Consider the following 25,101-nt stretch of genomic DNA (forward strand, 5'->3'; position numbering starts at 1 on the left):
TTCCTTATTCTCCTTCGCGATTCGGCACCAGAATTTCCCGATTACCGTTGCTCGCCATCGCCGACACTACGCCGGACTGTTCCATCTGCTCAAGCAGGCGCGCCGCCCGGTTATAGCCGATTCGCAAATGCCGCTGCACAAGCGAGATCGACGCACGGCGCTGCTTGAGCACCACAGCCACCGCCTGATCGTACAGAGGATCGGACTCTGCACCGCCCTCGCCAGTTCCACCGGCCGCACCGTCGACACCACCGTCTTCACCTTCGGTCACACCGTCCAGAATCCCTTCGACGTAGTTCGCCTCGCCCTGCTCTCTGAGCCGCTCGACCACGCGATGCACTTCGTCATCGGCCACGAACGCTCCGTGCACACGCAGCGGCAACCCGGTGCCCGGCGGCATATAAAGCATGTCGCCCATGCCCAGCAGCGTTTCGGCGCCTTGCTGGTCGAGAATGGTCCGCGAATCGATCTTCGACGACACCTGGAACGCCACACGCGTCGGCACGTTCGCCTTGATAAGCCCGGTGATGACGTCGACCGACGGGCGCTGCGTTGCCAGAATCAGATGAATGCCCGCCGCGCGCGCCTTCTGCGCAATACGGGCAATCAACTCTTCGACCTTCTTGCCGACCACCATCATCAGGTCGGCCAACTCGTCGATCACCACCACGATGTACGGCAAACGCTGCAACGGCTCCGGTTCCTCAGGCGTGAGCGAGAACGGATTCGGGATGTGCTCTTCGCGCTTCGCGGCCTCGTCGATCTTGTTGTTGTACCCGGCGAGATTACGCACACCGAGCTTGCTCATCAGCTTGTAGCGGCGCTCCATCTCGGCCACCACCCAATTCAGCGCATGGCCCGCCTGACGCATGTCCGTCACCACCGGACACAGCAAATGCTGGATGCCTTCGTACATGCTCATTTCGAGCATCTTCGGATCGATCAGGATCAGCCGGACCTGCTCTGCCGTCGCCTTGTAGAGCAACGACAGGATCATCGCGTTGATCCCGACCGACTTACCGGAGCCGGTCGTGCCAGCCACCAGCAAGTGAGGCATCTTCGCCAGATCGGCCACGACCGGCTTGCCGCCAATGTCCTTACCCAGCGCCAACGTCAGCAACGACGACGAGTCGTTGTAGATCTCCGAGCCCAGAATCTCCGTCAGGCGCACGGTCTGACGGCGCGGATTCGGCAGCTCCAGCCCCATGAAATTCTTGCCGGGAATGGTCTCGACCACACGAATCGACACGAGCGAGAGCGACCGCGCCAGATCCTTCGCCAGATTGACGATCTGGCTACCCTTCACGCCCGTCGCCGGTTCGATTTCGTAACGGGTGATGACCGGCCCCGGATAGGCAGCCACGACATTCACTTCAACGCCAAAGTCCTTGAGCTTCTTTTCGATGAGACGCGACGTGAACTCAAGCGTTTCGCCCGAGACCGTCTCCACCACAGCCGGCGCAGGATCGAGCAGCGCCAACGGAGGAAGGATGGAATCCGGCAGATCGGCAAAGAGCGGCGCCTGCTTTTCCTTCTCCACACGCTCGCTCTTGGGCACCACCTTGACCGGCGGCACAATCTGCACCGGCTCGTGAACCTCCGTGCGCACACGGTTCTGCACCACCGCACCTTCGCGCGCAATGGCCGCCTCCTCGCCCAGCCGTCGGTCCTGACGCGCCTCACGGCGGCGACGGATCAAGGTGCCGGTATCGAGAATCAGCGTGCCAAGCTTTTCGGCCGCGGACAGCCACGAGAAATGGAACAGCAGCGACAGCCCGAAGGCAAAGATGAGCAACAACGCCAGCGTGCCGCCCGTAAAGCCAAGCGCGTGCTGGAAGAAACCGCCAACGGTCTCGCCGATCACGCCGCCCGAAGCACGCGGCAATTGGGCTTTGAAGCGGTAAAGACGCAGAGATTCGATGCCGGCGCTTGAGAGCAGCACCATCAGGGACGAGACGATCTCCACCCATCCGCCGCTCGCGAGCCGTTCGCGCAGCGGAGGCGCTTCGCGCTTGGCCGAGATCCGGCGGTAGCCCGAAATCACGCGCCGGCCGATGAAGACCACCAGCCAGTAGGCGGACACGCCGAGCATGAGCAGCAGCATATCGGCAACCCACGCGCCGACACGCCCCGCCCAGTTGGCGATGCGCTCCACGTGCGCCGCATGTGTCCAGCTGGGGTCCAGACGGCTGTAGGAGAACAACGCCATCAGCAGGAACACCATCAGCGCAACCTGCGCCATCCAGCGGATTTCATGGAAAAGGTGCGTCACCCGGTTGGGCAACGACGATCCGGCACCTGCAGAGTAGGAAGATTTCGTCGTCATCAAGCCATACGGTTGGGCGGGCAGACGGGCGGCCTGCCGCGCAGCAAGGCTCCATTGTAAACAACTATTACATTGCTCAATGCACGAAAAGGTGACAAGCAGTAACGCCGGGCCTCCCGGCCTCGTTCAGGCGCCTTTGGCGACGCTGCGCGGCCGGCATGCCACACCGTGCGTCCGGCGCGTGAGCCTCCAGATTTAGGAGACGTCCCGGCGTCGCCGCCGGCAGCCAGCCCGGCAGGGCCGCACTGCCCGGAGGCTATCGCGTCGATTGCGAGGCTCGATCAACGAAACGACGTCGGCCCCTTATAATGTCGGTTTGCGCCATGCGCCCCCTGCTGCGTTCTCGCGGTGCGGGCCCCGGCGCCAGCCCCCATCCCCTTTCCGGTGAGTCCGTCCATGTCCGCTGCCAAGCATGCCAAAGTCCTGATTCTCGGTTCCGGCCCCGCCGGCTATAGCGCCGCCGTCTACGCCGCGCGCGCCAACCTCAAGCCCGTGCTGATCACGGGCATTGCCCAGGGCGGTCAGTTGATGACCACCACGGACGTCGAGAACTGGCCTGGCGACCCCACCGGCGTGCAAGGCCCCGAGTTGATGGCCCGCATGCAGGCCCACGCCGAGCACTTCAACACCGAGATAATCTTCGATCATATTCATACGGTGCGTCTGAACGAGCGCCCGTTGCGTCTGATCGGCGACTCCGGCGAATACACGGCCGACGCCCTGATCATTGCCACCGGCGCCTCGGCCCAGTACCTCGGCCTGCCGACCGAAGAAGCATTCTCCGGGCGCGGCGTGTCCGCCTGCGCCACCTGCGATGGCTTCTTCTACAAGGGCAAGGAAGTCTGCGTGGTCGGCGGCGGTAACACGGCCGTCGAGGAAGCGCTGTACCTCGCCAACATCGCAAGCAAGGTCACGGTGATCCACCGTCGCGACAAGTTCCGCGCCGAGCCGATCCTGATCGACCGTCTGCTGGAGAAGGCCAAGCAAGGCGTGGTCGAACTCAAGTACGACAGCGTGCTCGACGAAGTGACCGGCGACAACTCGGGCGTAACCGGCGTGCGCATCAAGAACGTGAAGACCGGCGCGCACGAAGACATCGCGTTGCATGGCGTGTTCATCGCCATCGGCCACAAGCCGAACACCGATATCTTCGACGGTCAGCTCGAAATGAAGAACGGCTACATCGTCACGCACAGCGGCCTGAACGGCAACGCCACGGCCACCAGCGTGCCGGGCGTGTTCGCTGCAGGCGACGTGCAGGATCACGTCTACCGTCAGGCCATTACCAGCGCCGGCACGGGCTGCATGGCCGCGCTCGATGCCCAGCGTTACCTCGAAAATCTCGATCAGTAATCGCTGAGCCCCCTGCCGCGGCGCCCTCGCTGTGTGAGCTTTCATACGGCCAGGGCGCCGTTGTCGTCTGACCCTCCACCGTCCTTGTTCGCACGAACATGAGCAAGAAGCCCCCCAAACTCAGCCTCGGCGATCTCGCCAGCCTGCGAGATTCGCTCGCCAAGGAAACCGCTGCGCGCGAAGCCGAACGCGCGGCCGCCGCCAAACGCGCCGCGCAAGCCAAGCGCGATGCGAACGTGTTCCGCGACAGCATCGGCGACATCGCCCCGCTATCCAGCAAGGGCGCGGCCAATCGCGTCGAGCATCCGCGCCAGCCCCCCGAGCCCGTCGCGCGTCAGACGCAGGAAGACGAAGCAGCCGTACTCTTCGAATCGCTCTCCGACGAATTCGACCCCGAGGCGTTGCTCGACACCGACGATCGCCTGTCCTATCGCCGCCCCGGCATCAGTCACGACGCCGTGCTCAAGCTGCAACGCGGCGAATGGGTGGTTCAGGCACAGGTCGACCTGCACGGCATGCGCCGCGACGAAGCCCGCGAAGCGCTCTCCGCCTTCCTGCACGACGCCGTGAAGCGTGGCCTGCGTTGCGTGCGGGTGATTCATGGCAAAGGCCTGGGCTCGGTGAATCGCGAACCCGTGCTCAAGGACAAGGTGCGAGGCTGGCTGGCTCAGAAGAACGAAGTGCTGGCGTGGGCCCAGGCACAAGGGCGCGACGGCGGAGGTGGCGCGCTGGTAGTATTGCTCCAGGCGGCGCAAACGAGAGCGCCGCGTGGATAATCGACACCTGCCTCCGGGGGCGCCATCGCTTCGACGAGCGCGCCCTCACACCGCCAATTTCGCCACGGATCACGACGTTTCACCGACAGGATTCGCCGATGATTCACGAGATGAGCGCCCAACTGCATACGATACTGGCCGTCATGGAGGCCATCGCCGTATTGTCGTGCGCCATCTCCGGTTTCGCCGAAGCCCGCAAGCAACACCTCGACCCGGTCGGCGCGTTCGTGCTGGCCTTCGCAACCGCCTTCGGCGGCGGCACGCTGCGTGATGTGCTGCTCGACCACCGCCCGTTCTATTGGGTGCAGCACCAGTGGTACACGGTCATCATTCTCGTGCTCTCGCTATCGACGTCCGGCGTGCTGCGGCTCGTCTCGCGCGTGGCCACAGAGCGCGTGTTGCTCATTACGGACGCGATCGGTCTGGGGTTCTTCAGCGCGTCGGGCACGTCGCTGGCGTTGCAGACCGAGATGTCGGCGTTCATGTCCGTAATGATGGGCGTGATTACCGGCGTGGGCGGCGGCGTGATGCGCGACATCCTCTGCAATGAGGTGCCGTTGGTGTTGCGAGACACGCGTCCCTATGCGGTGTGCGCCTTCATCGGTGGCTGGATCTACATCGCACTCACCTACGCGGATCTCGATCCCGTCTACACATTGTCGATCAGTGCGTTCTCCGTCATTTTCGTGCGCCTGATCACCGTCGCATTCGACGTCCGGCTCAAAGCATGACGATCCGGTAAACGTCAAAGGGCGACGCCGCTAGCGCAGCCGTCGCCCCCTCCCGATCCTGCCTCCCGTTCGTCGCCACTTTCGCAGCGACGCCCGAACCGGCCTCAGACCGCCTGCTCGCCTTCTTCGCCTGTGCGAATACGGATCACGCGCTCAACGTCGGTCACGAAAATCTTGCCGTCGCCGATCTTGCCGGTGCGCGCCGCACCCAGCACGGCGTCGATGACCTGCTCGGCCTGCGCCGCGCTCACCACGACTTCGATCTTGATCTTCGGCAGGAAGTCGACAACATACTCCGCGCCCCGGTACAACTCGGTGTGCCCCTTCTGACGGCCGAAGCCCTTCACTTCCGTGACGGTCAGGCCGGTCACGCCGACTTCGGCCAGCGCTTCGCGGACTTCGTCGAGCTTGAAGGGTTTGATGATGGCAGTTACGCGTTTCATTGTCGCCTCGATATCTTGGTTGGTTTGTTCTGAAAATTCGCCGGGCTATTGTACCGGGCCGGGGACGGCACGCCGATGACAACGTGCCCCCCCTCCTTGCCCCGATGCGCTCAGGCGCGCGGGTCGTCGGGCACCTTGTCCAGATCCGCGAGCCACACCACCGACTCCGAATCGCTTGGCGCACGCCAGTCGCCGCGCGGCGAGAGCGAGCCGCCCGTGCCGACCTTCGGGGCGTTCGGAATACACGACCGCTTGAACTGGCTCGTGCGGAAGAACCGGTCCAGGAAAATCCGAAGGTTGCGTTTAATCGCGACCAGATCGTAAGCGTTGTGGGCGAGTTGCCCTTCGTCGGGCCAGCGTCCCGCCGAGGCATCGTGCCACGCGCTCCACGAGAGGAACGCCACCTTGCGCGGGGCATAGCCGAAGCGCAGTGTGTAATAAAGGTTGAAGTCCTGCAACTCGTACGGCCCGATGAAATGCTCGGTGCGCTGCTCGGGCGCACCGTTGGCCTTGCCCGGCACCAGCTCGGGGCTGATTTCGGTCTCGAGAATATCGATGAGGACGTTGCGACGCGCCCCCGCCTCTTTGCCCGTCCTGACGGCCTTCACCGACGCCGCGCCTCCCAGTTGCCCCGTCTCCGCCACCCATCGCACAAGGTGCATGATGAGTGTCTTGGGCACACTGGCATTCACGTTGTAGTGAGACATGTGGTCGCCCACGCCGTATGTGCACCAGCCCAGCGCCAGTTCGCTCAAGTCGCCCGTGCCGATCACGATCGCGCCCAGATGATTCGCCAAGCGGAACAGATGATTGGTGCGCTCGCCGGCCTGCACGTTTTCGAACGTGACGTCGTAGACTGCCTCGCCCTTCGCGAACGGGTGATCGAGGTCCTTCAACATCTGCATGCAACTCGGGCGAATGTCGATCTCACGCGCCGTGCATCCGACCGCCTCCATCAACTCGCGCGCTTGACGCAGCGTACGTTCGCTCGTGGCGAAGCCTGGCATCGTGTACGCCAGAATATTGGTGCGCGGCAGGCCGAGCCGGTCCATGACCTTCGCACACACGAGCAACGCATGTGTCGAATCGAGACCGCCGGACACGCCGATTACGACCTTCTGAATCTTCGACGACGCCAGACGCTGCATCAGCGCCTGCACCTGAATGTTGTAGACCTCATGGCAGCGCTCGTCGCGCCGGCGCGGGTCGGACGGCACATACGGGAAGCGCTCGATGGCGCGCACAAGCGGCAGCTCGGCATCGCGCGGCACGGTGACATCGACCTTGATCGTGCGAAAACGAGCGACCTCGCCGGCATGGCGACGCACGGAGACGCCGAACGTCGTCTGATGCATGCGCTCGCGTGTGAGCCGCTCGAGATCGACGTCTGCATAAATCAGATGCGACTCGCTGGCGAAGCGTGCCGACTCGGCCAGCATGTCGCCGTTCTCATAGATGAGCGCCTGTCCGTCCCAGGCGAGGTCAGTGGTCGACTCCCCTTGCCCCGCAGACGTGTACAGATACGCCGCGAGGCATCGTGCCGACTGCTGCCCGACCAGTTGATGCCGATAGGCCGACTTGCCGACCACCACGTTCGATGCCGACAGGTTGACCAGCACCGTCGCCCCGGCCAGCGCAGCGAACGACGACGGCGGCACCGGCACCCAGACGTCTTCGCAAATCTCGCAGTGAAAGCGCAGCAACGGCTGATCGGCCGCTTCGAAGATGAGCGCGCCGAACGGCACGTCCTCGCCGAGCAACATCACGGTATCGACGCCTGCGTCATCGGCAGCGTTGAACTGACGGGCTTCGTAGAACTCGCTGTAGTTCGGCAGGTATGTCTTGGGAACGACGCCATGAATGCGTCCGCGTGCGACGACCACGGCACAATTGAACAAACGCTGTTGCACACGCACCGGCATGCCGACGATCAGCGCGGCGCCCAACTCGCGGCTCGCGGCCACGATGTCGGCCAGCGCCACGTTGCAGGCGTCGAGCAGTGCGCGCTGCTGGAACAGGTCTTCGCAGCTATAGGCGGGAATACCCAGTTCGGGGAAGGCAACGAGTACTGCCCCCGCCGCATCGGCCTGCCTCGCGAGGGCGATAGTCTGGGCGGCGTTGTAGACGGGATCGGCCACGCGGCATTGCGGCACCCCGACGGCTACACGCGCGAAATCGTGATTGTAGAGATTGAGAAATCGGTTGGTCATGTCGGCGGCTACCATGCATCGCCCATGTGCCGTTACGTCGGCAGGCGGAGCAGCTTTGGGCTGGCGCCCGCCCGGCGCGAGCGGCGGACGTTAGATTCGCCAGTATATTACGCGAGGCCCCGCCGTGCCGGGGCCGTACATGATGGCGCAACGTCTGCCGCAACGTCAGGACGCCGGGCGTTTGAACGGGGTATGCGCTTCCAGCTCGCCAATGTGCTCGTCCATCGCCGAGGTCTCCGAATCGAGAAACTCGGCAATGGCGTCGGCGAAGCGCTGGTCCGCAATCCAGTGAGCGGACCACGTTGGGGTAGGCAACAGCCCGCGCGACATCTTGTGCACGCCCTGTGCTCCACCCTCGAAGCTGCGCAGCCCATGCGCGATGCAATACTCGATGCCTTGCGCGTAGCAGGTCTCGAAGTGCATGCCGGAGACGAAATCCGTGGTGCCCCAATACCGCCCGTACATCGTGTCGCCGCTCACCACATTCAGTGCGCACGCCAACGGCGCGCCATCGCGCTCGGCCATGACGAGCAGTAACGCGTCAGGCATCGCCGCATGCACCTGCCCGAAGAAGGCACGGCTCAGATACGGCGCGTTCCAGTGCTCGCGGTAGGTGTTGTCGTAGCACTGGTAGAAGAAGTCGAGCGCCGCGTCGTCGATCCCGGTGCCGCGCAGCCACCGGTATGTCACCCCGGCATCGCGCACACGTCGACGGTCCTGCTTGAGCTTCTTGCGCTTTTCCTGATTCATCTGCGCGAGGAAATCGTCGAACGTGGCAAAGCCGGGATTCTCCCAATGGAACTGCACGCCCTCACGCAGCAGGTAGCCCGCTTCGGTGAGCGCCGCCAGATCGTCGTCATGCGTGAAGAGCACGTGGATCGACGACAGCTCGAGTTGTTTCGCGAAGGCAATCGCACCTCGGGCGAGCGCAACCCGGTCGGCATGCGTGCGCGCCAGCAGGCGCGGCCCCGTCACCGGCGAGAACGGCACGGCGCACAGCAGCTTCGGGTAATAGTTAAGGCCGTGGCGCGCAAAGGCGTCGGCCCATGCGTGATCGAAAACGTACTCGCCGCGCGAATGCGATTTGACGTAAAGCGGCATGGCGCCCACAAGCACGTCGCCGGCATGCATGAGCAGATACGCCGGCTGCCAGCCAGTGCGCTTCGACGCGCATCCGCTCGTATGCATGGCATTCAGGAACGCGTGTTGCATAAAGGGATTGGCGCCCGCGAGCGCGTCCCACGCGTCGGCCGGCACGTCTTCAATCGATTGCACCACACGGATGACCACGTCGCTGCTCACATCACACCTCGTCTGCGAACCGGCGAACCGATGCAGCGGCCGCCGGTATGGAACTACCGAACTGGCAGCCATTGTCGCTGAACTTGGCGAGGCTTTCAGGTGGACAACAAAAAATGGCCTGCGTCACGCATCTCACGTAAGTCGGGTGAGTCCGGAAATCAGTCGGTTCATGGAATAGTCGCTTTCATGGTCATGAGGCATCTGTGCTGGCTTCGCCGGGCCAATAGTCCGATAAAGGAAGCCGTCTAGGATTCTGGACCGCATGTCCGGGTTGATTGCAACCGACTCGATAAACAGGATGGCCGAACGCGTGTTGGGGGTGAAGTTGCCGGTGCCGTTCATCTCTGATAGCAATAGGCTATTCCCGCCTAAGACGCGCAAGCTCTGGCGAACTGCCGTGGTTCGAGCCACCGTATTGGGGGGTGAGCGAATAGTTCAGATGTGACTGCCGACCACGTAGCACATCGAGCGTTTCGACGATGTGGGTCTAGTTCCAGCCCGCTCCGATGTCACCATTGGCGCAGAGCTCGATGCCGTGCAGGGTTGGCCAATTCCAAACATGATTGAAGAAGAGATGAAGCGCGGTGACGTCGCTGTATCCAATAACGGGTTTGACCCGTGCCTGGCGTTTGAGTTTGGAGAGAAGATGCATTAGTTCTGTCCCCCAAACCACCGCCCATGATGGTCCAGATCGCCTTCGATTCCGAATTCAATGCCTTCTGGATGAAGGCAACACGCTCTCGGCGGTATTTGCCGCATCCAGTGGCGAGGTCGGCTGAATCAGTCCATCTGGAATGCTGACCTTCAAATCGGTACCAGAGAAATATGCCTCGATAGCGGCAATAGTTTGTTTTGGGTGCTTGACCGTCGTTCGCTTTCTGCGTACGTTTTGCCGTGGGGGTGAAGTTCGGTTGCTGAGCCTATTATTGTGAGAAAGCAACATTCTCGGCCAACCACCACCGCTTTCTTCATGCTCCCCCACCTGCCGCATCCCAGATCCGAGATTAGCTCTTCAATTGAATTGGAGATATTCAATGGGCAAGAAAAATATGATCAGAAAACCCATCGTTCCTGGCGATATTTACGTATTTTTCCAGAAATCGGACTCCCCAACCCATCCATCCTATATCCGATTAGACCTGAATACGGGGATGTGGAGCGTCCCCTTTACCCTGCCAAGTATGAGTTTGCACGATCAAGAGAACGGTGTGTACAACTCCGATCCACGGGCGGCTTACTACAAGGGCAAGCTTTATCTCTTCGGACGCGCGCCGGATAATAGCATACAGGTGATGACATCCGCTGATGGGCAGTATTGGTCAGACCCCGTTACCTTGGGCACTAGCAAAACATGCAGCGCCGTCATGCCTTACGTGTTTAACGATAGCCTTTATGTTTTCTATCCTGGCATTGATGGTGGAAATCCAATTTGCTGCAATAAGTACGATGAAAATCTTAATCAATTGAATTGGTGGGTCGCACCGCAACCGGCCAGCACTATCTATCCCGTTGGTTTTTCTCTCGATCAGCAAATTGTATTTTTCAACTCGAATGGCGTCTTGTCTATGGTTGACTTCAATGACAATGGTTTTTCCGGCGCCGGAGGGAGTATTGGTGGGTATAATTTAAGTCTTTGGCCAAGCACATTAGACGCGAACACTGCAAATGCTCTAGTCGTGATAAATTTCTTTAGGGGAACCGGAACGGATTCGCGTTTGTATCAAGATGATGATGGAAATGTTATAGATGGCATCAATATTTATACCGCTCCATCAACGGCACTTCTTGAGAGCGAAACCGCACAGGAAAGAATTGTTGCCGTATTCTATGCGGAAAACAATCCCACCCGAAACCTTCGATGTGCAGTTACCAAAGGGCTATATTTTAACGTCTTATCCAAGCAGGATACAGGAATTTCTTTGGCGCCTAATAATTGCAGCCCTTTTGCCATTTTAATACCGCAATAATTAATATTATACCGATATTTTCTTGTCATTCAACTTTGGGCGGAGCACTAAATGAGTGGCGATAACCCTATCCAAAATGATGCACTCACTGGCCTTTACGTCTTTTTCAGGTCTGACGATTTACCAGACAATCCATCTTACAGCGTCTACGATACGGTCATGATGAATTGGAGCGATCCAATTACACTGAGTGTGACGCTGCACGATAAAGAGCCTTTGGTGTACAACGGCGATCCACGAGCGGTTTATTACAAAGGAAAGATCTATCTTTTTTGCCGAGGATTCGATGACCATGTACTGGCAATGAAATTTGATGGAACATCCTGGTCTGATCCTGTAACCCTAAACGATCGATCGCGCGACGCCATCACTCCTTATGTTATGAATGGTTACCTTTATATTTTTTATCCCGGGATTGACGGACCAAATCCAATTTGCTGCACAAAGTATGATGAGAATTTTAATGCTCAAAATTATTGGATTTCCAAAGAAAATGTAGGAACGATTTGTCCAATTGGTTACTGCCCCGATCCAGGAATTTTATTTTTCAATGACAACAATAGATTGAAAATTATTAATTTCAACGACAATGGTTTCCTCGGTGACGGAGACTATATTGGCCAGAATGGTATGAGTTTTGGGCCAAGCACCTTGGACCCATCTGTTGAAAGCGGCCGAAATTTTTTCAGAGGGCTTCCAGGTGACCCACGCTTATATGAGGACAGGGATGGCAAGACTATAGATGGAATTAATATTCATACCGGACCGTCAACGGTACTGCTTGAGAGGGGATCAAGCAACATCCTCGGTATATTCTACGTAAATGATGATGCTACGCGCAACCTTAAAATGGCAATCATCCAGGATGATTCCGCCTATAAGGTCTTGGCCATACAAAATATTGACATTCCCTTGGCAGCAGGGTCTAGTCCGTGGGGTCTCTTGATATAAAGACAGGAGAAGAAAACCATGCCACAAAATACCAAATTGGTTTATTTTGATACAAATGGCGTCCTGGAGGTAAGAAACCGCAACACCCAGAGAAGCTTGTTTGCTCTCCCAGATCAATCATACGGAAAACCATATTTATTTGAGAATCTTGATGTCTGGCAGCCGGGGAATCCCCGGTCAGATTGCATACCAAAGGTTCTATGGAGAGGAAATTCCCGATATGACGTTTACTACGTAAACAAAAAAAATAAAGGAACGGCGCTTAGGTATACAGCTATAAGTACAAGCAAAAATATCCCCATCCTAAAAACGGACGATCCCCTTAATTTCTCAGCCGACGGATCCATAACCCCTTTCTATCCTGACAACGGTTATATTTATTTGCTATACCAAAAGTCCGGACTTCTTTATTACGCCTGTTACAAAGACACAGATAATTCACAGGTATTTGTCGATTTTCCACTTAGTTATAGTAATGCGCAATTGCAGGTTAGTGGATCTGTAAGTATCGTGCGCATTGACTCTCTTCAGGCTTACATGGCTTGGACGACCGAAGAAGTGCTTGGGCCACAGCTTGCCTATGCTGCCCTGACTTTTCCGTCCTCCAATGAGGGCGATCCACACATAACCGTGACAAGCCAGGTAATAATTCCAAGAAAAAGCGTATATAACAATGCGCTCACGCATTATTCCCCGACTATCATTTACAAAGAAACCAACTACGGAGGGAAATATATACGCATTTTTCACTCCATAAAATCCTCGAACGTCAATACAATAGGGGTTATTCTGGCATGTTATTCCATAACTTTTACGCCGGGAAATGGTTCCGCGATTCCTGATGGCGACTACCCTGTGTTGACGGCAGCGAGTGATGGCAGCGGCAAGGCAGTATTCAAGCAAATGGCCACGGCACCTCACGCGTACAGCCCTCTCGTAGAGCAAAGTAACGACTACACCGATGTTTACGTCGTGGACCCGCTAAGCCGGCGCGTTGAAGTGCTCTTCATTGATACCGATGACCTCAGAAACCCTATTTCAGGCACGACGCCACCAAAAGTCGGGAAGTTCTTTTGGATTAACCAGGCGTCGGCCCTAACGACCGGCGGAACAGACACTACCGGCAACGTAAACGAAACAAACATGGCAGTGTCGGTCGATGGTGGCTCAGAGTTCTCATAGACGGAGTTGGTCAATGCGGTAAGGCGGGCAGCTTGGCAGGCCGCTGAAGTACTCGCTGTAAAAGCGGCGCCGCTTTGTCGTGTGCAGGTGATGCGCGATTTCACTTCACAATCTGGAAGCTGCACGTCGCCTCATCGAGTTTTTCGTCGTTTGGGCGCCCGTTTTCATGGCGATTGCTAATCTGACGCCAATAGAGACGGTGTTCGGAGGACAAATTGCTGGATCAAAAAACGCTGGAGGCACTGGGTTGCCGAACGGGTTACAAACCCCATCTTGGGTGGCATAGAGGCCATTCACATGATTCGCTAGGGGATATTGCCGTTCACATAGGCCGCGTGCGAGCCTTGCGGAGCCGGTTCTCGCCGAACGGGGTGAGGCTGCCATCGGCACGAAGGTAATGTTTCAGCGCCACAGCCGGGACATTGTCCCGCCTGGCCACACCGTCGAGCCCACCGGCGGCCTCAATCTCCGCCTGACCCAAGGCCTTCCATGCCTGTAACATGGCGTCGGTGATCTTCGCTTTCCCACCGGGGTTGAGCCGGTCTTCGCCGGTCTGGGTCAGGCGGCCGTCGGCACGAAGGTAATTTTTCAGTGCCCCGGCCGGGACATTGTCCCGCCTGGCCACACCGTCGAGCCCGCCCGCAGCCTCAATCCCCGCTTGGCCGAGGGCCTTCCAGGTCCGCAACATGGCGTCGGTGATCGTCGCTTTCCCGCCCGGGTTGAGCCGGTCTTCGCCGAGTTGGGTCAGCCGGCCGTCGGCACGAAGGTAATGTCGCAGTGCCGTGGCCGGGACATTGTCCCGCCTGGCCACACCGTCGAGCCCACCGGCAACGTCAATCCCCGCCTGGCCCGAGGCCTTCCACGCCTGCAACATGGCGTCGGTGATCTTTGTTTTCCCGCCCGGGTTGAGCCGGTCTTCGCCGAGCTGGGTCAGGCGGCCGCTGGCACGAAGGTAATGTTTCAGTGCCATAACCGGGACATTGTCCCGCCTGGCCACACCAGCGAGCCCACCGGCGGCCTCAATCTCCGCCTGGCCGAGGGTCTTCCACGTTCGCAACATGGCCTCGGTGATCTTTGTTTTCCCGCCCGGGTTGAGCCGGTCTTCGCCGAGCTGGCTCAAGCTGCCGTCGGCACGCAGGTAATTTTTTAGTGCCATAACTGGGACCTTGTTCCGCCTGGCCACACCGTCGAGCCCACCCGCGGCCTCAATCCCCGCCTGGCCGAGGGCCTTCCACGTCCGCAGCATGGCGTCGGTGATCTCCACTTTCCTGCCCGGGTTGAGCCGGTCTTCGCCGCGCTGGGTCAGGCGGCCGTCGGCACGCAGGTAATTTCTCAGCGCCCCAGCCGGGACATTGTCCCGTCTGGCCACACCGGCGAGCCCACCCGCGGCCCCAATCCCCGCTTGGCCGAGGGCCTTCCACGCCTGCAACATGGCGTCGGTGATTTTCGCTTTCCCGCCCGACGCGCCAGTTTTTTGTCGAGGGATTTTGGCCGGAGGCGGCATGAAAACAGCATCCTTTTCACTGCTGGCGTCTTGTGGTGCCGAGCGCTTTTCTGATCCGCTGTTCGAAGCGATTTCCAGTGTTGTGACGGAAAGCGGTCGTTGGGCCGAGCTCGACGGCATGCCGGACCGCCCGTCGGCCTGACGCACCACGTGCACATTGGCGGCCAGCGCAGTCGGCGGCCGAGCATTCTGTCGGGGCTGCGCCGACGTTAACGCAGTCAATGGGGGCTGGCAGCGCGCGGCTCCAGTGCTGGAAACTCGATTCATGGCTTCACACGATAGAAATTTTTTGCGATTGCGATTGACTGTCGCATGGTCTCGCCATCGGCGCTTGCATGAATCGCTCAGTGCGCAGCGTTCTCACGCGAAGAGGATTTCACTGCTAGCTTGGGCAGGCGTTCAACTCGTAGAAACCAGCAGGCCAGGTTGCGCCGGAAATCCTCGATCGTGGTGGCCTCGGGATAGCGGCCGTGCTTGTCGTGACGGATTTGTGTGTCGGCAACTATGGACATCAGTCCCCTCCCTTCCGGGCGGATTCCGGCGCCCTCGACGGCAACCGGCCATCGAGTACCGCATATGCCACCAGCCCGACGACCAGCCCCCAGAACGCGCCGCCGATACCCAACAGCGTAATGTTGGCCGCGGCGGCCAGAAAGGTGATCAGCGAGGCTTCACGGGTTTTGGCATCGGCCATCGCGCTGGCAAGGCTGCTGCCGATGGTGCCCAAAAGGGCAAGGCCTGCCAGTGTGGTGATGAAAGTCGCGGGAAAGGCCATGAACACGGCGGCCAACGTCACCCCGAATACGCCGATCAGGATGTAGAACACACCAGCGGCGACACCGGCAATCCAGCGCTTGGACGGCGCTTCGTGCGCCTCCCTGCCAGTGCAGATGGCGGCCGTAATGGCGGCGAGGTTAAAGGCGTGCGAGCCGAATGGCGCCATTAGCAACGAGCCCAGGCCGGTGAGGGTCACGATGGGATTGGCGCTGGTCTTGAAGCCCTCATTGCGCAGCACCAGCATGCCGGGCATGTATTGGCCGGTCAGCGTAATCAGGAACAACGGCAGCGCCACGCTCAGCAAGGCGTTGATGGAAAAAACGGGCACGGTGAAGACCGGTTCGGCCAGTGTCAATGTCAGTCCCGACAGATCGACGCGATCCTGAATCAGCAGGAAGGTCAGCCCCAGCACGAGGATGCCCACCACGGCATAACGGGCGGAGAACCGCTTGAGCACCACATAGGCAACGATCAGCAGCCCGGCGAGCAGCGGGTCGATGCTCATGCCGCCGAACGCCTTGATGCCGAACTGCAGCAGGATGCCCGCAAGCAATCCGGCCGCCACGCCCGGCGGGATCAGGCGAATCACGCGCTCGAACCAGCCCGACAGTCCCAGTATCACAAAGGCGAGCGCCGATATCAGGTAGGCGCCCACGGCCTCTGCATACGAAGTGGTTGCCAGCGCCGAGACCAGAAACGCCGCCGCCGGCGTGGACCAGGCGGTAATGATGGGTTCGCGAAACATCCAGCTCAGGATGAGCCCTGTCACGCCTACGCCAATGGAAATCGACCACACCCACGAAGCCGTCAGCGCCGGGCTGAGACCCGCCACCTTGGCGGCCTGAAACACAAGGATGAACGTGCCACCGTAATTGACGATGACCGAGATCAGACCGGCCACGACCGGATGAGTGAGATCGCTCCAATGAACGGACGAACGTGAAGAGACGGATGCCATGGCCTGACGGCGACTCCTGAAAGAGGAATGAATGCGTTCTGAACCGTATTTATAATTTTAAAATGGCCGGATGTTCCCCTCCATTTTTATGATGAGATACAGACCAATTGTTCAAACACGCCCAACTTGAGTCGGTCAAAGCCTGGATGAGTGATCCGGCCCATGGCGCCCTGCCCCTGTACGCGCGTGTGCAAAGGGCCATTCGCCAGTTGATCCTCGACGGCGTGCTCGATACAGGCAAACCACTGCCCGCGTCGCGCGCCCTTGCCAGTTCATTGGGGGTGTCCCGCGATACAGTCGAGTCGGCCTACAGCCAGTTGCATGCCGAGGGATTCATCGAGCGGCGTGTTGGGAGTGGTAGCTTCGTGTCGGCGCGAGCGCAACGTCTGTCGGGGCGCGGCACAGCTCGTCATGCGGTCGCTCGCCAGGACACGCTGCGCTTGAGCCAGCGCGGCAACGCCATGTACCGGGACGGTGGCGTACGCGACTTCCTGACACCGCGCCCGTTCGCGCCCGGCGTGCCGGAAACACGCAGCTTTCCGCTCCAGACCTGGGAACGACTGGAGCGGCAAGTGTTGAAAGAATACGGAACACAGGCACTGCTGCACAGCCCGCCTCAAGGCATGGAACCGCTGCGGCGTGCCATCGCGGACTACGTCAATCTCGAACGCGGCGCCCGGGCCACGCCGGAGCGCGTGCTGGTGCTGACCAGTTCTCAGCAAGCCCTGACCCTGTGCGCCACCATGCTGCTGGACGTCGGCGAGCGGATTTTCATCGAAGATCCCGTGTACCACGGCGCACGCAAGGCATTTGACGCTGCCGGCCTGGAGTGCTTGCCCGTGCCGCTGGATGCCGGCGGTATGCAGGTCGATCATCTGCGCAACGCGACGCAGACCGGTAGTGCCGTGTTTTTAACGCCGTCGCATCAATTCCCGACCGGGGCCACGCTGGCGTTGGATAGACGCCTGGCCGTCATTGAGTGGGCACACCAGCAGCGGGCCTGGATTATCGAAGATGACTACGACAGCGAGTTCCACTACGCAGGCAAGCCCACGGCCTGTGTACAGGGGCTCGATCCGCACGAGCGAACGATCTATATCGGCACCTTCACCAAATCGCTGTTCCCCGGTCTGCGCATCGGCTACATGGTTTTGCCCTCGCCCCTCGTCGCGCCGATGACGGTGGCACGCACCCTGCTGGACGGGCACAGCGCACCAATTCCGCAACTGACGTTGGCACGTTTCATCGAAGGCGGTCATTTCGGTGCGCACGTGCGCACCATGCGGGCTGTCTATGCAGAGCGGCGCGACGTGTTGGCACGACTGGTGCGCGCGTACCTGTCCGATTTCGTGGAACCGCGCGTGCCGGCCGGAGGGATGCAGATGCCATGCGTTTTCGTTCGCGACATTCCCGAGCGCGAAGCGGTTGATGCGGCGCGCCGGGCCGGCATCGACCTGCTTGGACTGACCGCGCTGCATGCCTCAGGCAAGCCCAAGGCCGGTTTCCTCATGGGCTTCGCTGCCCACGCCCCCGGCGAGTTGGAAATCGCTGTCAAGAAACTTGCCAGTGTCCTTTCTGCCTTGACGTTGCGCAGATAAAGGAAACATGGAGCCAAGACCCCGGTTGCCAGATCGCCCCCAAACCGGCGCGTGCCACTCCTACCCTGCGACGTGGGTCGGCTCAACGGCCGACTCACCGAACTTACGACATCGTGAGACAAAAAAACCCGGCGCTCGGCCGGGTTTCTCTGACGTCGACGTGCGACGCCGCGGGCGAAAATCGCTTACTTCTTGGCGTTGGCCACGCCTTCCGTGATTTCCTTGTGGGCAGCTTCGATGCCTTCCCAGCCTTCGACCTTGACCCACTTGCCCTTCTCGAGCGCCTTGTAGTTCTCGAAGAAGTGCTTGATCTGGTCCTTCAGGTAACCCGGCACGTCGTCGAGCGACTTCATGTGCGCCGTCATCGGGCAGATCTTGTCGACCGGCACGACCACCAACTTGGCATCCACGCCCGACTCGTCGGTCATGTTGAGCATGCCCAGTGCGCGGCAGCGAACCACCGAGCCGGCCAGCAGCGGGAACGGCGTGACGACCAGCGCGTCGACGGGGTCGCCGTCGCCAGCCAGCGTTTGCGGAATAAAGCCGTAGTTGGCCGGGTAGCGCATGCCCGTGCCGATGAAGCGGTCAACGACCAGCAGACCCAGATCCTTGTCGGCCTCGTACTTCACCGGGTCGCTCTGCGCCGGGATCTCGATGATGACGTTGAAATCGTTGGGGATGTCCTTGCCGGCAGGCACGTGGTTGAAGCTCATGATGGCATTCCTGTGTATGAAAAAGGGCATTGCCGCCGCACGGCGCGCACGCCCGCCAACCTGCCGGATGCCACGCCGCCCGACGGCAATCGGGCGCGGAACATTATAGCGGGTTTGCCTGATTTGCCTGTATAGCCGGCAGGCGGGCAAGCCGCTGCGGGGTGAGTTCGTCCACGTGCGTGCAGCCCAGCAGTTGCATCGTTGTGCGCAACTCACCAAGCAGCAACGAGAGCACACCGGCAGCGCCCTCCCCGCCACGCGCCGCTACCCCGTACAGCGGCGCCCGGCCAAGCAACACGCCCTTGGCCCCCAGCGCGACCGCCTTGGCCACGTCTGCCCCGCGCCGCACGCCACCGTCGACGAAGACGGTCATCCTGGGGCCGCCAGCGTCAAGCGCCTCGACAATCGGCGGCAGCGCTTCGAGCGGTGCAAGCGTGCTGCCCAACTGCCGCCCGCCGTGATTCGAGACGACGATGCCGTCGGCGCCATGCGCCTGCGCCAGTCGCGCGTCTTCCACCGTCTGAATCCCCTTGACGAGCACTTCGCCCGGCCAGTGGCGCCGCACCCAGCCCAGATCGTCCCAACGCAGCGACAGATCCATCTGACGGCTCAGCATCGCCGCATGGCGCGCCAGATCGGCCCGTTCGCCCATGCTTTTCGCGATGTTGCGCAGTTGCGGCGCACCGTGGGCCAGCATCTGCCAGCTCCAGTGCGGATGCCGCATGCAGTCCGCCAGCAGTCGCGGGGTGAAGCGCAACGGCAGCTTGAAACCGTTGCGCGTGTCGTGATCGCGCTTGCCATGTACCGGCGTGTCGACCGTCAGCAGCAATGTGCGAAAACCGGCTTCACGCGCGCGGCGCATCATGCTCTCGGCAATGCGCCGGTCCTGCTGCACATAAAGCTGGAGCCACAGTTCGCCGTCGGGCACCGCAGCACGCACGTCCTCCAGCAACGAGGTCGACGCCGTCGACAGCACGAACGGCAGCCCCGCGTCGGCGGCCGCACGCGCGAGCAGTTCGTCCGCACAGGGCCAGAACAGACCATTGAGCCCGGTCGGCCCAACCACCATCGGGGCGGCGGCTTCACGCCCCCAGAAGGTCGCCGCACTCGACATCTGCGAAGTATCGGTCAGCACCCGCGGCGAAAAGCCCCACTGCCCGAATGCATCGCGATTGCGCCGCAGCGCGTCGCCGTCTTCCGCCCCGCCTTCCAGATAATCGAACGCCAGCTTCGTCAAACGCCGCCGGGCTGCCCGGCGGTAATCCTCCACGCAGGAAAACGCGTGCATTGGCTCCCCCTGTCCTCATGTCCCCCGTGAAGCGCGCCACGAGGTTTTTATCCTTGCTCCACAACTTGCCCTGGGGACAAATCGCTACTTGCTCACAAACAATTGCATTACAATCACAATCGTTACAATCCGAACACACCGGAACATTCCATGCCGCGCTTACCCGCCCGGTCATCCCGCCCGACAGAAGACGCGCCTGCCACCCCGTCAGCCCGATCCACCGGTGCGACGGATGCTGCGCGGTCTGCGCCACGCTCGTCGCTCTTCGTCGGCTCGACCGAAAAAACGTTTCAGGTGCTGCACGCGTTCGACGGCCCGGCGCGCTACATGACACTCGGCGACATCGCCAAGGCCGCAGGGCTTGATCGCAGTGCGACACAGCGGCTCGTGCACACGTTGGAAGCCCTCGGCTATCTCTTTCGCGTGCCCGAGACGCGCACCTATGGCCTCACGACCAAGGTTTTGCAGTTCTCGTACAACTACATTCGCGCGAACGACCTCGTCGAGAAGGCCGCACCGTATCTGCTCGACATCTTCCGCCGCGTGGGCGAGACGACCAACCTGCAAGAACTCGACGGCCACGAGATCGTGTACGTCGCGCGCTTTCCGGGTCAGCATCTCGTGAACATCGGCATCGTCGTCGGCGCGCGTCTGCCGGCCATGTTCACCGCGTCCGGTATCGCCATCCTGTCGCGCCTGCCCGAAACGCGCGTGCGCGAGATTCTGGCCAACACGTCGCTCGAGCCGATGACGCCTTACACGGTGACGGACGAGAAAAAGCTGCTCGAACGTATTCAAACGGCCGCGCGGCGCGGTTACGCCATCATCGATAGCGAGACCGTGATGGGGGATATTTCGGTTGCCGCCCCCATCACCGACCACGACGGACACGCCGTCGCTGCCATCAACATCTCGGTGCCGACTTCGCGTTGGACGCGTGAGCGTGTCGAAGCCGAACTCGCGTCGCACGTTCAGGTCGCCGCGACTTCGATCTCGAAATCGCGGCTATCGACCTTCCGCCGCTAAGCCGTCTCAGGCGGCTATCGACCTTCCGCCGCCAAGTCATCTCAGGGCGGCGGGCAGGTCACAACGACTCAACCGCGACTCAACGCCGTTCGAAAATCGCCAGTTGCTTGGCCAGTTCCTCGCGCAGTTCGGCCGAGAGCGCAGGTGCGGGCGGCAACAGCGGTGCGAGCATTGCCGGTGCGTTTACCCCGATCAGATCCATCACCGACTTCATCGGGCCCGGATTCGTCTCGGCGAACGCCAGATTCATCAGCGGAATGAGCGAGCGGTGTAGTTCGAGCGCCTCGGCCGTCTTGCCTGCCGACGCCAGCGCGAAGATGCGCTGCCACGCAGTGGGCAGCAGCGACGCCGTCACCACAATGCCGCCTCGCGCCCCTGCTGCCACATGCAGCGGGAACAGCGTGTCTTCGCCGCTCAGCACCGCAAACGACTCGTCGACACCGGCGACCGTGCGCAGGAAATGCCACATGTCGGTGTTGCAGGCCTTCATGCCGATGATGTTCTCGTGCCGCGACAGCTCGTGCAGCACTTCCGGGGTGATCGCAATGCGCGTGCGGTACGGAATCTCGTAGATCAGGATCGGCACCGGCGACTCGTCGGCATAACGCAGGAAGTAATCGCGGATACCGGCTTGCGTCGGGTTGGTGTAGTACGGCGTGAGCACGAGCAGGCCGTCGGCACCGGCGGCGGCGAAGTCACGTCCGGCTTCGATGGCATCGTGATAGCCGGGGTCGAGCACGCCCGCGATCACCGGCACGTCGCGGCCATGCGCCTTGACTTCTTGCGCCGTGAGTTCGGCCATGCGCACGCGCTCGGCGCGCGAGAGCGCACCGTATTCGCCAGTGCCGCCCAGCGGCACCACACCGTCGATACCCTGCCCCAGCAGGTAACGCATCAGCGCGCGAGCGGCGTCGGTATGGATCGTGTCGTCGGCATTCACCGGCGTGGGAATCGCTGGCAGAATGCCCTTCAGTTGTGCAGAGTGAAGCATGAAATAGACGTCCGTGAATCGTAAGTTCGGAGGAATCGGATACCGCGTCAGGTCGCGAGACTGCGCCGGCGCAGACGCTCGGCGACCCAGATCAGTGCGGCGATGAAAAGGAACAGACACGTCGAGACCGCCGCGATCACCGGCGAGATCTGCATCGTCAGTTCGTCCCAGAACTGCTTGGGCAATGTGGTCGACAGGCCGCCCGACGTGAACAGGGCAATCGTGAGTTCGTCGAACGACGTGGCGAACGCGAACAGGAACGACGACAGCAGGCCAGCGCCGAGAATCGGGAACGTCACGCGGCGCAGCGTGGCCCACGGGCGCGCTCCCAAGCTGTAAGCCGCCAGATCGAGACGCGTGTCGTAGTTGCGCAGCACGGCCATCATCGTGATGACGACGTACGGCACGGCCACCACCGTGTGTGCGATGGTCAGCCCCACATTCGAGCCCACCAGACCGATCTTGGCGAAGAAATAGAACACGCCGACGGCCAGGATCATGCGCGGCACCACGATGGGGGCCAGCACGAAGGCGAGCATCGCCGACTTGCCGCGCATGCCACCGCGCACCAGCAAGAACGCGGCGGGCGTGCCGATCAGCATCGAGAGCAGACCGGCGCCAATGCCGACCAGCATCGATCGCGTGACAGCCTGCATCCACAGCGGCGAATCCCAGACCTGCTGATACCACTGCAGTGAGAATCCCTTCGGCGGCCACGCAAGCGCCGAGGCCGAATCGAACGACACCGGAATCATCAGCAGCGCTGGCGCGGCAAGGAACACCACCAACAGGAAGACGATCGCGCGCAGCACAAGTCCGTCGCCCTGCTCGCCCTTGTGACGCGGCATCGCACGCAACAGCACATCGGTGGCATTCCCCAACGCGCCAAGCACCTTCTCGCCGAGCGTGCGGCTCCAGCCGCCGCGTCGCTTGCCCGCTTTGACGTCGCCCGCGCCGCCGGCCATCGTCGACAGGCCGACCATGCGGTCGTAGACGAGGAACACGACGAGCACCACGGCAAGCAGCAGCACCGAAATCGCGCCTGCAAAGCCCCAGTTCAATGCCTGCATCACCTGATCGATGATCAGTTGCGTAATCATCGTTTCATGACGTCCGCCCAGCAGTGTCGGCGTAATGAAGAAGCCGATCGAGGTGACGAACACCATCAGCGCGCCGGCCGCTACGCCCGGCAGCGACAGCGGGAAATACACGCGCCAGAACACCGTGCCGGGACGCGCGCCCAGTGTCGATGCCGCGCTCGGCAGACGGCGGTCGATGTTCTCCATGACGGACAGCATCGTGAGCACCGCCAGCGGCATGAGCGCATGCACCATGCCGAGTATCACGGCGGGGAAGCTGTAGAGCAGCGCGAGCGGCGCGTCGATCAGGCCGAGATCGAGCAACGTGCGGTTGACGACTCCGTTGCGACCAAGCAGCACCACCCACGCGAACGTGCGCACGAGAAAGCTCGTCCAGAACGAGACGAGCAGCCAGAAGAGCAGCCGCTGCTTGCGCGCCCCGGTGAGCGTCGAAAGCCGGTAGGCGATCGGATAGCCGGTGAGCACCGCGAAGAAGGTTGTGTAGAGCGAGACCTTGAGGGTGATGAGCAGCACCTCGACATACACCGACGAGGCGAACAGCCGCTGATATTCGGCGAGCGTGAAGCCGCTCTCGCCGCGAATGCTCAGCAGCAGCAACTGACCGACCGGATAGATCAGCATGACCGTCAACAGGATGACGATCGGCGCGGCCATGAGCATCGGGCGCAGGCGTGCGCGCCAGCGTGCCCGGCGCGGCGCCGGCTGAACGGGACGGGACGACGAAGGACGAACCACGGCGGATGCACTCATCGCTTACCCCGCGATCGCAACGGCGTCGTCGGCGTGCCACGCGAGACCCAGCGTCTGCCCGATCTCGAAACGGTTGCCCTGACGATGCGTCGGGAACGCCGCCACGAGCGACTTGCCCGATTCACCGTCCTTGCCCGTCTTGCCGCCCGTGACGTCCGATTGTAGATACAGCTTCGTCATGCCGCCCGTGACCATGATGTCGGTGAGCGTCGCCGAGATCGTTGCCATGCCGTCGGTGCGGCTCTGAGCGTCCCGGACGTGCAGATTCTGCGGACGCAGCATCAGCTTGACCGGACGGCCGCGCTCGACTTGCGGGTCGTAGACCATGGCCCCGGCGCCGTTCGCCCCTTCCACGCCCGGCATCGCCACACGCACCTGATCGCCCGCGCGCTCGAGCACGGTGGCGTCGAGCAGGTTGGACTCACCAAGGAAGTCGGCAACGAACACGCTCTTCGGACGGAAGTACAGGTCGTCCGGCGTGCCCAGTTGCGCGATTTCCCCGGCGTTCATCAGGCAAATGCGATCGGACATCGTCATCGCTTCCTCCTGATCGTGCGTCACGTACACGATGGTGGTGCCGAGTTCGCGGTGAATGCGCTTGATCTCGAGCTGCATGTGATCGCGCAGCTTCTTGTCGAGTGCACCCAGCGGTTCGTCCATCAGAATGATCGACGGCCGGTAGACCATGCAGCGCGCCAGCGCAATGCGCTGCTGCTGGCCGCCCGAGAGTTCGCGCGGATAGCGCTCTGCCACGTGCGGCAGATGCACCATCTCCAGCGCGTTCATGACCATCTTGCGAGCCGTCTGCGCGTCGGTACGGCGCATCTGCAACGGGAATGCGATGTTCTCCGCCACGGTCATGTGCGGGAACAGCGCGTAGTTCTGGAACACCATACCGATGTCGCGCTCGTACGGCGCGCCGTACGTGACATCGGTCCCGTTGATACGGATAGCGCCCGCATCGGGCTGCGACAGACCGGCGATGAGCGAGAGCAACGTGGTCTTGCCCGAGCCGCTCGGGCCCAGCAAGGTCAAAAATTCGCCCTGGGCGACATCGAGGTCGGTCGGTGCAAGCGCGACAAAATCGCCGTAACGCTTGGACAGGCCCGAGACTTGGAGATTGGCAACGGTCATGAGATCAGCACCCAAAAAATG

General features: G+C 61.1%; 22 protein-coding genes. 9 read left to right on the plus strand and 13 right to left on the minus strand.

The window, feature by feature from the left end; translation table 11 throughout:
• Positions 1-4: 4 nt before the first annotated feature.
• The gene (locus PHO31112_RS13880; protein WP_150621035.1) at positions 5-2,326 is read right to left on the minus strand and encodes a DNA translocase FtsK; all 2,322 of its coding nucleotides are present in this window, start codon (positions 2,324-2,326) and stop codon (positions 5-7) included.
• A 396-nt stretch (positions 2,327-2,722) separates the two neighbouring features.
• On the opposite strand from PHO31112_RS13880, the gene trxB reads away from it, so the two are divergent.
• The 3 genes from trxB to PHO31112_RS13895 all read left to right on the plus strand — a co-directional run bounded on the left by trxB (position 2,723) and on the right by PHO31112_RS13895 (position 5,186).
• Complete coding sequence (gene trxB / locus PHO31112_RS13885; protein ID WP_150621036.1) at positions 2,723-3,679, plus strand: thioredoxin-disulfide reductase; 957 nt, start codon at positions 2,723-2,725, stop codon at positions 3,677-3,679.
• Positions 3,680-3,777: 98 nt separating this feature from the next.
• Positions 3,778-4,455 (plus strand): Smr/MutS family protein, encoded by a 678-nt coding sequence (locus PHO31112_RS13890; RefSeq protein ID WP_150621037.1) that lies wholly within the window; start codon positions 3,778-3,780, stop codon positions 4,453-4,455.
• A 110-nt stretch (positions 4,456-4,565) separates the two neighbouring features.
• Entirely contained in the window at positions 4,566-5,186 is a 621-nt protein-coding gene (locus tag PHO31112_RS13895; RefSeq protein WP_425495198.1) for a trimeric intracellular cation channel family protein, read from the plus strand.
• A 104-nt stretch (positions 5,187-5,290) separates the two neighbouring features.
• Here the strand turns inward: PHO31112_RS13895 and PHO31112_RS13900 are convergent, their stop codons facing one another.
• From PHO31112_RS13900 to PHO31112_RS13915, 4 genes are all read right to left on the minus strand, one after another.
• Entirely contained in the window at positions 5,291-5,629 is a 339-nt protein-coding gene (locus PHO31112_RS13900) for a P-II family nitrogen regulator (RefSeq protein ID WP_010805431.1), read from the minus strand.
• Positions 5,630-5,739: 110 nt separating this feature from the next.
• Complete coding sequence (locus PHO31112_RS13905; RefSeq protein WP_150621102.1) at positions 5,740-7,839, minus strand: NAD(+) synthase; 2,100 nt, start codon at positions 7,837-7,839, stop codon at positions 5,740-5,742.
• A gap of 165 nt (positions 7,840-8,004) precedes the next feature.
• Positions 8,005-9,141: a GNAT family N-acetyltransferase gene (locus tag PHO31112_RS13910; protein WP_150621039.1), complete on the minus strand. Its 1,137-nt coding sequence runs from the start codon at positions 9,139-9,141 to the stop codon at positions 8,005-8,007.
• A gap of 487 nt (positions 9,142-9,628) precedes the next feature.
• Positions 9,629-9,793: an LD-carboxypeptidase gene (locus PHO31112_RS13915; protein ID WP_150621040.1), complete on the minus strand. Its 165-nt coding sequence runs from the start codon at positions 9,791-9,793 to the stop codon at positions 9,629-9,631.
• Between the two features lie 382 nt (positions 9,794-10,175).
• Here PHO31112_RS13915 and PHO31112_RS13920 point away from each other — a divergent pair, with 382 nt between their 5' ends.
• Genes PHO31112_RS13920 through PHO31112_RS13930 form a run of 3 tightly spaced genes read left to right on the plus strand, consistent with a single transcriptional unit; the run spans position 10,176 to position 13,241 of the window.
• Positions 10,176-11,108, plus strand: coding sequence for a hypothetical protein (locus PHO31112_RS13920; RefSeq protein ID WP_150621041.1), 933 nt, complete (start codon positions 10,176-10,178; stop codon positions 11,106-11,108).
• 51 nt (positions 11,109-11,159) lie between these two features.
• The gene (locus PHO31112_RS13925) at positions 11,160-12,059 is read left to right on the plus strand and encodes a hypothetical protein (protein ID WP_150621042.1); all 900 of its coding nucleotides are present in this window, start codon (positions 11,160-11,162) and stop codon (positions 12,057-12,059) included.
• An 18-nt stretch (positions 12,060-12,077) separates the two neighbouring features.
• On the plus strand, positions 12,078-13,241 hold the full coding sequence (locus PHO31112_RS13930) for a hypothetical protein (RefSeq protein ID WP_150621043.1): 1,164 nt from the start codon (positions 12,078-12,080) through the stop codon (positions 13,239-13,241).
• Positions 13,242-13,563: 322 nt separating this feature from the next.
• Here the strand turns inward: PHO31112_RS13930 and PHO31112_RS13935 are convergent, their stop codons facing one another.
• Positions 13,564-14,745, minus strand: a complete 1,182-nt coding sequence (locus tag PHO31112_RS13935) for a hypothetical protein (protein WP_150621044.1) — start codon at positions 14,743-14,745, stop codon at positions 13,564-13,566.
• Here PHO31112_RS13935 and PHO31112_RS27135 point away from each other — a divergent pair.
• A complete protein-coding gene (locus tag PHO31112_RS27135; RefSeq protein WP_174995711.1) occupies positions 14,744-14,887 on the plus strand; it encodes a hypothetical protein in 144 nt (47 codons plus the stop codon). The two genes, PHO31112_RS13935 and PHO31112_RS27135, sit on opposite strands and share 2 nt — an antisense overlap.
• A 202-nt stretch (positions 14,888-15,089) precedes the next feature.
• Here PHO31112_RS27135 and PHO31112_RS27140 read toward each other — a convergent pair whose 3' ends face one another.
• Together PHO31112_RS27140 and PHO31112_RS13945 are read right to left on the minus strand one after the other, a co-directional pair.
• Positions 15,090-15,257, minus strand: coding sequence for a hypothetical protein (locus tag PHO31112_RS27140; RefSeq protein WP_174995712.1), 168 nt, complete (start codon positions 15,255-15,257; stop codon positions 15,090-15,092).
• Complete coding sequence (locus PHO31112_RS13945) at positions 15,257-16,480, minus strand: benzoate/H(+) symporter BenE family transporter (protein WP_150621045.1); 1,224 nt, start codon at positions 16,478-16,480, stop codon at positions 15,257-15,259. The genes PHO31112_RS27140 and PHO31112_RS13945 overlap by 1 nt, the downstream gene beginning before the upstream one ends.
• A 107-nt stretch (positions 16,481-16,587) precedes the next feature.
• On the opposite strand from PHO31112_RS13945, the gene pdxR reads away from it, so the two are divergent.
• Positions 16,588-18,078, plus strand: a complete 1,491-nt coding sequence (pdxR, locus tag PHO31112_RS13950; RefSeq protein ID WP_150621046.1) for a MocR-like pyridoxine biosynthesis transcription factor PdxR — start codon at positions 16,588-16,590, stop codon at positions 18,076-18,078.
• Between the two features lie 185 nt (positions 18,079-18,263).
• On the opposite strand, the gene ppa is transcribed toward pdxR, so the two are convergent.
• Together ppa and PHO31112_RS13960 are read right to left on the minus strand one after the other, a co-directional pair.
• Positions 18,264-18,791, minus strand: coding sequence for an inorganic diphosphatase (gene ppa / locus PHO31112_RS13955; RefSeq protein ID WP_150621047.1), 528 nt, complete (start codon positions 18,789-18,791; stop codon positions 18,264-18,266).
• Between the two features lie 103 nt (positions 18,792-18,894).
• Positions 18,895-20,079 (minus strand): alpha-hydroxy acid oxidase, encoded by a 1,185-nt coding sequence (locus tag PHO31112_RS13960; protein ID WP_150621048.1) that lies wholly within the window; start codon positions 20,077-20,079, stop codon positions 18,895-18,897.
• Positions 20,080-20,229: 150 nt separating this feature from the next.
• On the opposite strand from PHO31112_RS13960, the gene PHO31112_RS13965 reads away from it, so the two are divergent.
• Complete coding sequence (locus tag PHO31112_RS13965; RefSeq protein WP_150621049.1) at positions 20,230-21,105, plus strand: IclR family transcriptional regulator; 876 nt, start codon at positions 20,230-20,232, stop codon at positions 21,103-21,105.
• Positions 21,106-21,184: 79 nt separating this feature from the next.
• On the opposite strand, the gene PHO31112_RS13970 is transcribed toward PHO31112_RS13965, so the two are convergent.
• The 3 genes from PHO31112_RS13970 to PHO31112_RS13980 all read right to left on the minus strand — a co-directional run bounded on the left by PHO31112_RS13970 (position 21,185) and on the right by PHO31112_RS13980 (position 25,080).
• Positions 21,185-22,096 (minus strand): dihydrodipicolinate synthase family protein, encoded by a 912-nt coding sequence (locus tag PHO31112_RS13970; RefSeq protein WP_010805442.1) that lies wholly within the window; start codon positions 22,094-22,096, stop codon positions 21,185-21,187.
• Between the two features lie 47 nt (positions 22,097-22,143).
• Entirely contained in the window at positions 22,144-23,850 is a 1,707-nt protein-coding gene (locus PHO31112_RS13975; RefSeq protein WP_150621103.1) for an ABC transporter permease subunit, read from the minus strand.
• A gap of 99 nt (positions 23,851-23,949) precedes the next feature.
• The gene (locus PHO31112_RS13980; RefSeq protein ID WP_150621050.1) at positions 23,950-25,080 is read right to left on the minus strand and encodes an ABC transporter ATP-binding protein; all 1,131 of its coding nucleotides are present in this window, start codon (positions 25,078-25,080) and stop codon (positions 23,950-23,952) included.
• Positions 25,081-25,101 lie beyond the last annotated feature (21 nt).

Source organism: Pandoraea horticolens, from assembly GCF_902459555.1.
Classification (GTDB): Bacteria; Pseudomonadota; Gammaproteobacteria; order Burkholderiales; family Burkholderiaceae; genus Pandoraea; species Pandoraea horticolens.

What these genes read in the sequence shown, in the direction of transcription:
- PHO31112_RS13890 (WP_150621037.1), top strand. Translation starts at nt 3,778, where the DNA reads ATGAGCAAGAAGCCCCCCAAACTCAGCCTCGGCGATCTCGCCAGCCTG.
- PHO31112_RS13925 (WP_150621042.1), top strand. Translation starts at nt 11,160, where the DNA reads ATGAGTGGCGATAACCCTATCCAAAATGATGCACTCACTGGCCTTTAC.
- PHO31112_RS13965 (WP_150621049.1), top strand. Translation starts at nt 20,230, where the DNA reads ATGCCGCGCTTACCCGCCCGGTCATCCCGCCCGACAGAAGACGCGCCT.
- PHO31112_RS13915 (WP_150621040.1), bottom strand. Translation starts at nt 9,793, where the DNA reads ATGCATCTTCTCTCCAAACTCAAACGCCAGGCACGGGTCAAACCCGTT.
- PHO31112_RS13970 (WP_010805442.1), bottom strand. Translation starts at nt 22,096, where the DNA reads ATGCTTCACTCTGCACAACTGAAGGGCATTCTGCCAGCGATTCCCACG.
- trxB (WP_150621036.1), top strand. Translation starts at nt 2,723, where the DNA reads ATGTCCGCTGCCAAGCATGCCAAAGTCCTGATTCTCGGTTCCGGCCCC.
- PHO31112_RS13980 (WP_150621050.1), bottom strand. Translation starts at nt 25,080, where the DNA reads ATGACCGTTGCCAATCTCCAAGTCTCGGGCCTGTCCAAGCGTTACGGC.
- PHO31112_RS13975 (WP_150621103.1), bottom strand. Translation starts at nt 23,850, where the DNA reads ATGGCCGCGCCGATCGTCATCCTGTTGACGGTCATGCTGATCTATCCG.
- PHO31112_RS13935 (WP_150621044.1), bottom strand. Translation starts at nt 14,745, where the DNA reads ATGCCGCCTCCGGCCAAAATCCCTCGACAAAAAACTGGCGCGTCGGGC.
- PHO31112_RS13905 (WP_150621102.1), bottom strand. Translation starts at nt 7,839, where the DNA reads ATGACCAACCGATTTCTCAATCTCTACAATCACGATTTCGCGCGTGTA.
- PHO31112_RS13895 (WP_425495198.1), top strand. Translation starts at nt 4,566, where the DNA reads ATGAGCGCCCAACTGCATACGATACTGGCCGTCATGGAGGCCATCGCC.
- ppa (WP_150621047.1), bottom strand. Translation starts at nt 18,791, where the DNA reads ATGAGCTTCAACCACGTGCCTGCCGGCAAGGACATCCCCAACGATTTC.
- PHO31112_RS13960 (WP_150621048.1), bottom strand. Translation starts at nt 20,079, where the DNA reads ATGCACGCGTTTTCCTGCGTGGAGGATTACCGCCGGGCAGCCCGGCGG.
- PHO31112_RS13900 (WP_010805431.1), bottom strand. Translation starts at nt 5,629, where the DNA reads ATGAAACGCGTAACTGCCATCATCAAACCCTTCAAGCTCGACGAAGTC.
- PHO31112_RS13880 (WP_150621035.1), bottom strand. Translation starts at nt 2,326, where the DNA reads ATGACGACGAAATCTTCCTACTCTGCAGGTGCCGGATCGTCGTTGCCC.
- PHO31112_RS13945 (WP_150621045.1), bottom strand. Translation starts at nt 16,480, where the DNA reads ATGGCATCCGTCTCTTCACGTTCGTCCGTTCATTGGAGCGATCTCACT.
- PHO31112_RS27140 (WP_174995712.1), bottom strand. Translation starts at nt 15,257, where the DNA reads ATGTCCATAGTTGCCGACACACAAATCCGTCACGACAAGCACGGCCGC.
- PHO31112_RS13930 (WP_150621043.1), top strand. Translation starts at nt 12,078, where the DNA reads ATGCCACAAAATACCAAATTGGTTTATTTTGATACAAATGGCGTCCTG.
- PHO31112_RS13920 (WP_150621041.1), top strand. Translation starts at nt 10,176, where the DNA reads ATGGGCAAGAAAAATATGATCAGAAAACCCATCGTTCCTGGCGATATT.
- PHO31112_RS27135 (WP_174995711.1), top strand. Translation starts at nt 14,744, where the DNA reads ATGAAAACAGCATCCTTTTCACTGCTGGCGTCTTGTGGTGCCGAGCGC.